This is a genomic window from Enterococcus sp. 5H (genome assembly GCF_028128615.1).
In the GTDB taxonomy this organism is placed as follows: domain Bacteria; phylum Bacillota; class Bacilli; order Lactobacillales; family Enterococcaceae; genus Enterococcus_L.
On sequence record NZ_AMDP01000036.1, the window covers coordinates 88534 to 97104 of the forward strand.

Genomic DNA, 8571 nt, shown 5'->3' on the forward strand with positions numbered 1-8571 from the left:
TTTTTATTTTAAAGGAGGAAATTCAGTGTTTGAACGATTAAGACAATCGAAATTATTTTTTTGGTCAGCAGAACTATTAGTTATTGCGACATTAATTTTTGTGTCTTCAAAAATCAATTTTATATTTGAACCAATCGGTACATTCTTCTCAACGTTATTTGCACCAGTATTGGTGGCGGGGTTTTTGTACTATATTTTGAATCCGATTGTTAATTTACTTATGAAAACTAAAATGAAACGAACGTTTGCGGTATTTGTAGTTTTACTACTATTGTTATTGGCAATCATCTTAATTTTAGTTAGTGTGATTCCAAAACTCGCATCGCAACTATCTAGTTTGGCATCTAATATGCCAGCAGTTTTCAGTAGTGTAGAAGCCTGGGTGTATCGAATGGCTGAATTACCATTATTTAAAGATATTGATTTGACAGCGTATATTGAAAAATTAGATATCTCTTATGGTAATATTATTCAGCAGTTCCTAAGTGGTTTATCGAATAGCTTAGGTTCAATAGTTTCAACAGTGGCTTCGACAACGATTGTCATTTTTACAGCGCCGTTTATTCTATTTTATATGTTGAAAGATGGTGACCGTTTAGTTCCGGGAATCAAACGTTTTTTACCAGAAAATCGTCAAGAAAGTATTTCGGAATTGTTGCAAAAAATTAATAAAACTTTAGCCAACTATATTAGTGGACAAGCGATTGAGTGTTTATTTGTAGGAACATTTACAGCAATCGGTTATTCATTGATTGGTGTTCGTTACGCGTTCTTATTTGGTGTAATTGCTGGTTTTACTAACTTAATTCCTTATCTTGGACCATATTTAGGCTTGGCTCCAGCCGTTTTTGTCACGGTATTTGATGAACCAATTAAAGCAGTCTTTTGTTGTATCGTTGTATTAATTGTACAGCAGATTGATGGAAACATTATTTATCCAAACGTAATTGGTAAATCATTGAAAATTCACCCGCTAACAATTATTATTGTACTGCTTGTAGCAGGGAATCTTGCAGGTTTATTGGGAATCTTCCTGGGCGTACCATTTTATGCGATCCTTAAAACAATTGTTTTCCACGTGATGGGGATGATTAGGGAGAGTAAGAGTGAAAAAATTGTGTTAACGGAAAAAGGCAAAGAACCAACAATACTAGAAAAATAATTTCGATGATTGAAATTATCAGCTGTTTATGATACGATTTTAACGTGACTACTAGCTAGTAGTCACGTTTTTTATCAAATTTATCAGAAACTATTTTTTACTAAATGAAATCTGAATACCATTAAGAGGAGAGAGTACACATTATGAATGCTGACCCTGAGAGTCAGTCGCTTATAGCGCAAATTTTATTATTAATTGTTTTAACATTGATTAATGCATTTCTTGCTGCATCGGAGATTGCTGTTGTTTCGGTTAACAAAAATCGAGTAGAGCAAAAAGCCGAAGATGGAGATGCCAAGGCTAAAAAACTGTTAAAGGTCTTAAATGATCCGACCAACTTTTTATCAACGATTCAAGTCGGTATTACCTTAGTTAACATTTTATCTGGTGCATCATTAGCGGATACTTTAGCATCTAAGCTTGCCCCTGTTTTAGGAGGCGGAGCAGCTGCCAGAAGCCTTGCAAACATAATAATCCTAGCTTTATTGACATATATTTCAATTGTTTTCGGAGAGTTGTATCCGAAACGAATTGCTATGAACAAATCAGAAGAAGTGGCTCAATTTACTTCTGGTTTTGTACGTGCGATCGGTTTTATTGCTCGACCGTTCGTTTGGTTTTTATCGATTTCAACAGATATCCTTTCCAAATTAACGCCAATGAAATTTGATGATGCTGATTCTAAAATGACACGTGATGAAATGCGTTACATGTTAGAATCAGAAGGCGTGCTGGATAATGATGAATTAGAAATGCTTCAAGGTGTCTTTTCTTTAGATACAAAAGTTGCCCGTGAGGTTATGGTTCCACGTACAGATGCATTTATGATTGACATAGAAGATGATATTAAAGAAAATATTGATGCCGTTTTATCAGAAAACTATTCACGAATTCCTGTGTATAATGAAGATAAAGACAAAATTATCGGTGTGCTTCATACAAAAAATTTACTCAAAGCTGCTCACAAATTCGGTTTTGACAAAATCAAATTGCAAAGTATTATTCAAGAACCGTTGTTTGTACCGGAAACAATCTTTATCGATGATTTATTATATGAATTAAAAAGAACACAAAATCAAATGGCAATCCTGCTGGACGAATACGGTGGTGTTGTAGGATTAGCTACCTTAGAAGACTTGTTAGAAGAAATCGTTGGTGAAATTGATGATGAGTCTGATGAAGTAGAAAATTTATACACTAAAATTAACGACCACGAATATTTAGTTCAAGGTAGAATGTTAATTGATGAGTTCAATGAATCATTTGGTACGGATTTGCATATGAGTGATGTTGATACAATGGCTGGTTATCTAATCACGGCACTGGGAACAATTCCTGATGAAGGTGAAAAACTATCATTTGATATTGGCAATATTACGTTAACCTCTGAAGAAATGGAAGGCACTCGAGTTATTGCTCTGAAAGTTGTTTTCCATGATGAGGAAATCATTGATGAAGAACCAGAAGAAAATCGCCGCTTTTTCCGTAAAGAAATGGAAGACGACGAACCAAGAAGATAGTACCATTTAAATTAAAAACTGAGATAAGGCGTAATCAGCGTTTATCTCAGTTTTTTTTATGAGTAAGTTGAAATTATTTTTTGATTATGAAGAGTCTTAAGTGCCTCGTAAAGTTCAATGTATTGTTTATCATTATCAGCAGAAAAGCGGAAAACAAAGGACGGTAAAGGAGATTCTTCCGGTATCAAATAAGCTGAAGTTGCCAAAATAAAGTCGAATGATGAAAATGCACCTTGCTTGTAAGCAACCAGTTGAACAAAAGAAATTTCCTCGATGAATTTCGTAAGTGGTTGAATTAGCAAATAATTCGATTCAGCAATCAAGGCAACGCGAACTACATTATTTAACTGAAAAGACTCATAGACAGGAACTAGTAATGAAGCTAGGGAGTCACTTAATTGAGGGACAGATTCTTTTAACCAATTAAAATCTTTCCGCTTAGAAATTTTCTGAAATAACTTTTTAAACTGAGAATATAACTGATGATAGTATTCATTGTTTGCATAGCGGGAACGATTTACTAAATGAAATAAGGTAGGAAATGGCTTCTTAATAATAGCGCTAGAAAAAATAATATTCACTATATTTCCAAAAAGTATCGATTCGTTTTCCCATGAAAAATCTTGCGGCATAATTTGTTCACTAAGCACAGTACAAAATTCTTTTAATAATTTAGTCGCCTGATTTGGTTGGTTTTTTAAGTAATCAGTAATTAATGTTAGACGACGATCGTTTTTTCGAAAAAAATTAGGCGCAGAAATTAATAAATATGAAGCAAACTCTGCTTCAGCTGCCAATGTTTGTGGATTTGTTATTAATCCATTAAACAGTGCGTTCATCTGATCTGTATTTATGGGTATATAGGGCATAATTTCCGTTTTTTCATGTAAAATATAACCGGATCGAACGCGTAAATAAAGGATGTCTAAAATCAAAGCAATTTGTTTATGTGCAGAATAACTGCTGCTATCTGGAAAATAAGGGCTGACAACTTTTTTTACCCTAGCGTAATTAAAAGGATTATTGATTATCTCAGGAAGATTAACACCTTGAGAAGTAGACCAGATTAAAGTATAAAAAGTTATTCGAATTACTCGCTCGTCACCAGAAAGCCTAAGTTGTGTTGTATTCATTTTGATGTTAAATTGTTTAAAATAGTCGCTTAGTAACTTAGATCTACGCACCACAGTCGTTTTACTGTGAAAGTTTTTTTCACAAAATTTATCTAAATTATCTTTTGGATAGTAGAGCATTGAGACTAATAATTGATAAGGAATACTATTTGTTAGAAGATGTTGATAATACATATCATAGGAAATATTCTGGTTGTATTGAACTCCTTTGGCTTGTATTAGTTGTACAGCTTCTCCAGTTAAATTGGTTAAATCTTGCTGGATCAAGTCCAAAAGGTAAACAACTCGACTATAGGAATAATCAAGATTATTTTCAAAAAAATTAATACTACGTTTTTTGTCGGAAAATTTGATCAGGAATTTAAAGAGAAGTAATTTTCGTTTTGCGTTCTCATCTAGCATTATAACTTCTAGCATGCTTTTACCTCCTTCTGATTTTTCATTATAGTAAAATATCTGAATGTAATTTGACTATTTTAGTTAGTATTCAATTATTTAATAACTACATAGTAAAACTATCTTCTATTAAACAAAGGTCTGAACACTCAATAAATAATGTGTAAAAGGTAGTGATTATCGACGTCTATAAAATTTTCAGCTATTTGCACAATTAAGATTCTAACTTTATACTTACTTTAGTGTAAAATATTTCTTAATATAAATGCCAATTATGTAGCAATAACTTATTAAGATCGAAAATCTTCCCCAGATTGATAGAGATCAAGACAAAATTCTTTGAGTTTTGTTTTGATCTCTTCGTTTTTTTGCGAAACTTAACGAAAGACTTTAAAATCATAGTAATTCCATGATATACTACACTAGTTGAAGAATAAAGAGCAGGAGATATTTTCCAATGTAAAATTAGTTAAAAATTAATCATAAAAATAAAAAACTCATTTCACTAAAAAGACAAATAGATTGGAGCAAGTTATGAATAATCCACATTTACGTGAACAAGTAGATAGCCGCCGGACTTTTGCGATCATTTCCCATCCGGATGCTGGTAAAACAACGATTACAGAACAACTTTTACTTTTCGGGGGAGCGATCCGCCAAGCGGGAACAGTTAAAGGGAAAAAAACTGGGAACTTTGCAAAATCTGACTGGATGGAAATTGAAAAACAAAGAGGAATTTCTGTAACCAGTTCGGTGATGCAATTCGATTTTGATGGAAAACGTGTCAATATTTTGGATACTCCAGGACATGAGGATTTTTCTGAGGATACGTATCGCACATTGATGGCCGTAGATAGCGCTGTAATGGTTATTGATAGTGCCAAAGGGATTGAAGCTCAAACGAAAAAACTTTTCCAAGTTGTTAAAAAGCGCGGTATCCCAATTTTTACATTTATCAATAAATTGGATCGAGATGGTCGCGATCCATTAGATTTGCTTGAAGAATTAGAAGAGTTGCTTGATATTGAATCTTATCCGATGAATTGGCCGATTGGTATGGGTAAAGGGTTGGAAGGGTTATACGATATTTACAACAAACGTGTTGAAGTTTATCGTCCGGAAACGAATAATGGCGAGCGTTTTATCCCATTGACAGACGGAGATATTCCGAGTGATTTACCGTTGCATAAAGACAGTGTTTACCAGCAAGTGCTGGAAGAAGTTGAATTGCTGGTTGAAGCTGGCGATGATTTTGATACAGAAAAAATTGCTCGTGGAGATCAAACACCAGTCTTCTTTGGTTCAGCGTTAACGAATTTCGGTGTGCAAACGTTCTTAGAAACCTTCTTACAATTTGCGCCATCACCATACGGACATAAAACAGAAGACGATCAAGAAGTTAGTCCTTATGAAGAAGAATTCTCTGGATTTGTTTTTAAAATTCAAGCCAATATGAACCCTGCTCACCGTGACCGCATTGCGTTTGTCCGAATTTGTTCAGGAACATTTGAGCGTGGAATGGATGTAACTCTAGGCAGAACAGGTAAGAAAATTAAATTAAGTAATGTTACTCAATTTATGGCGGATTCTAGAGAAAATGTAGAAGAAGCGGTAGCTGGTGATATTATCGGGATTTACGATACAGGAAATTATCAAATCGGAGATACGTTATTTGAAGGAAAACTAAAAGTTCAATACGAAGAGTTGCCGTCATTTACACCTGAGCTATTTATGAAAGTAACAGCTAAAAACGTGATGAAACAAAAATCATTCCACAAAGGCATTTATCAATTGGTTCAAGAAGGTGCGATTCAGCTTTATAAAACGTATTTAACAGAAGAATATATTATTGGAGCAGTCGGACAGTTGCAGTTTGAAGTGTTCCAACATCGGATGTTAAATGAATACAATGCAGAAGTTATTATGACACCAATGGGCTCAAAAATTGCCCGTTGGATCGATCCGGAAGATTTAGATGAACGAATGAGTTCAAGCCGAAATATCTTGGCTCGTGATCGTTTCGATCAGCCATTATTCTTATTCGAAAATCAGTTTGCAGAACGCTGGTTTGCTGATAAGTATCCAGATGTAAAATTAAAATCTCTAATGTAAAATAGCAGAACCTTTTCCAAGTTAATTAAACGGAAAAGGTTCTTTTTGATATAAAAAAATAAGCCTGTTTGACTTTAAGTGGAGCTACTCGTATAATCAACTTTGTTTAACAAGAAATGCGCTATAAAATTATTGGAGTGAGTAAAATGTTTCGTCGATTAAGACAACTAAAAAACGTTTCAACTGTAACAGCTTCTAAGTAAAGAAACCAATCTAACTTAGAAGCGAGGAAATAAAAATGAATAAACAACCTATTTTTGAAAAATGGTCTGATACAGTCGAGTTGAAAGACTTAGTAACAAATCCTTTAATTGAAGTCGGTAAAGCTTCCTATTATTCCGGGTATTATGGAAATCAATCGTTTGAAGATGGCTGTGTTCGTTATCTTTGGGGTGACCCTAAAACAAAACAAGCTTTTAATCCGATCGAGGATTTCGGCTGGCGGCTCGATAAACTAATTATTGGAAATTATGTCTGTATCGCAGGCGGTGTCACTATTTTAATGGGTGGTAATCATAATCATCATCCAGATTGGATCACAGTGTATCCTTTTGTCAGTCACGTAGAGAAATCCTATGAACCGAAAGGGAATACAGTGATTAAAAGTGATGCATGGATAGGAATGAATGCTATGATTATGCCGGGAATCACAATTGGTGAAGGTGCAATAATCGCTGCTGGCTCGGTTGTAGTAAAAGATGTTTCACCATATACGATTGTTGGAGGAAATCCTGCGAGAGTCATAAAAAAACGTTTTTCAGAAGCAGAAATCAGCATGTTATTGGAATTACGCTGGTTTGACTGGACAGAAAAGCAGATCGAAGCAGCAAAAGATTTGTTGATGAGTGGAACCATTTCTGAATTGCATAATTACTATAAAAAATATATTTTACGTTAATAAAGAAACTAGTAAGGGTTAAAAGTTGGTTGCTATTCTCAATAGGGTTTTCCAAAATGAGAAATCTCAACTAAAATGAATAAATTAGACAATGCAAAGTACCGATAAGGAAAATGATTTCTTATTAGTACTTTGTTTTTTTATGTAAGTAAGAAATTATAAGGAAATTTAAGTTTATTATCACAGCTATTATTCTGTACAAAAATACTGAATCTTATTATACTAGTAATCAATAGAGGTCATAGGGGGGAGATAAAATTGAAAGATTGGAAAAAAGAAATCACTGCACAGCGAATACTCGCATTTATTTGTTTGGTTCTTGTTATCGTTTTTGTTATTCAAAATAGACAAAGAGCAGAACTAACTTTTATCTTTTTTTCTATCAAATTACCATTTATCCTTTGGGTAGTTATTTTATATGGTGTGGGGATTGCTACAGGTTGGGCGATTCACCGAAGCAAGGGAAAAAAAACACAAGAGAAAGAGGCAACTAATTCAGAACTTGATGATATTTAACTATTTAAACCGGATCTAAGATTTTGTTGAGATCAAGTTGAGGTATGAAGGAGGAATTTGAAATGATCGATGAAGAACTAGCTCTTATGATACCTTGGGCTATAGGTGCTATACTTGCTGTATTAGCAATAGTAATTTTTATAAAGAATTTCCGGAAAAAATAAGTTAGAAGTGAAATACGTTGGAAAGGTAATTTATTGTTGTTTTTCTTATTATTTAATTTCCTAATATTTAGAATTTAGCATAGAATAGTTAAATAAGAGATTGGACCTTTATGAATAACTAGTTCAGAATAAAAAAAATTGTGTTGAGATGCATATGTCGTCAACAAAAGTGTTAATAATTGCTAAAAAGTTGTAATAGTAGCGTTCTTGAAAGAATTGTTTTTATTTATAGTTAATGAAAATAACAGTTAATGTTCTCGCTTCGATTTTCACTAAGATGAGAATAAATTCTGAAGGATAAACTAGTGATAGAAGAGGTACGTTGCTAATCAGATAAAAACAATTTTTTATGATGCCCAAGGACTACAATTAAGCACGATTTATTTTAGTTGCATAATTTTGTAAGAGATTATTATAAATATCTTATATAATGACAAAATCAAACAAAAATGTCTGTTCATACGACAAGAACAGGCATTTTTTGTATTTTTATCAAGTTATAATGATATAGAAAACAAAAATATTTTAAATGAGTATTCAAAAAAAAAGATTTTTTCTAAGAAAATAGACGCAGAATGCTTGTGTAAATATGTTAAAGTATGTATCCAAGCTTTTTTGGGTAGTATATATGTAACAAACTATGAATCTTTGTATAATGTATGTTATGTTA

The 8571-nt window shown here is 33.2% G+C and carries 6 protein-coding genes; 5 read left to right on the top strand and 1 reads right to left on the bottom strand.

The window, feature by feature from the left end; all coding sequences use genetic code 11:
• Positions 1-25 precede the first annotated feature (25 nt).
• Together C240_RS12330 and C240_RS12335 are read left to right on the top strand one after the other, a co-directional pair.
• A complete protein-coding gene (locus C240_RS12330; protein ID WP_271496099.1) occupies positions 26-1162 on the top strand; it encodes an AI-2E family transporter in 1137 nt (378 codons plus the stop codon).
• Positions 1163-1305: 143 nt separating this feature from the next.
• Positions 1306-2682 carry a hemolysin family protein gene (locus tag C240_RS12335; RefSeq protein WP_271496101.1) on the top strand — a complete coding sequence of 459 codons (1377 nt, stop codon included), beginning with the start codon at positions 1306-1308 and terminating at the stop codon, positions 2680-2682.
• A gap of 56 nt (positions 2683-2738) precedes the next feature.
• On the opposite strand, the gene C240_RS12340 is transcribed toward C240_RS12335, so the two are convergent.
• Positions 2739-4232, bottom strand: coding sequence for a helix-turn-helix domain-containing protein (locus tag C240_RS12340; protein ID WP_271496103.1), 1494 nt, complete (start codon positions 4230-4232; stop codon positions 2739-2741).
• A gap of 513 nt (positions 4233-4745) precedes the next feature.
• Here C240_RS12340 and C240_RS12345 point away from each other — a divergent pair.
• The 3 genes from C240_RS12345 (at position 4746) to C240_RS12355 (ending at position 7737) form a co-directional block, all read left to right on the top strand.
• Positions 4746-6323 (top strand): peptide chain release factor 3, encoded by a 1578-nt coding sequence (locus tag C240_RS12345; protein ID WP_271496104.1) that lies wholly within the window; start codon positions 4746-4748, stop codon positions 6321-6323.
• Between the two features lie 238 nt (positions 6324-6561).
• The gene (locus C240_RS12350) at positions 6562-7221 is read left to right on the top strand and encodes a CatB-related O-acetyltransferase (protein ID WP_271496106.1); all 660 of its coding nucleotides are present in this window, start codon (positions 6562-6564) and stop codon (positions 7219-7221) included.
• Between the two features lie 258 nt (positions 7222-7479).
• Positions 7480-7737, top strand: a complete 258-nt coding sequence (locus tag C240_RS12355; protein ID WP_271496108.1) for a DUF1049 domain-containing protein — start codon at positions 7480-7482, stop codon at positions 7735-7737.
• Positions 7738-8571: the final 834 nt, after the last annotated feature.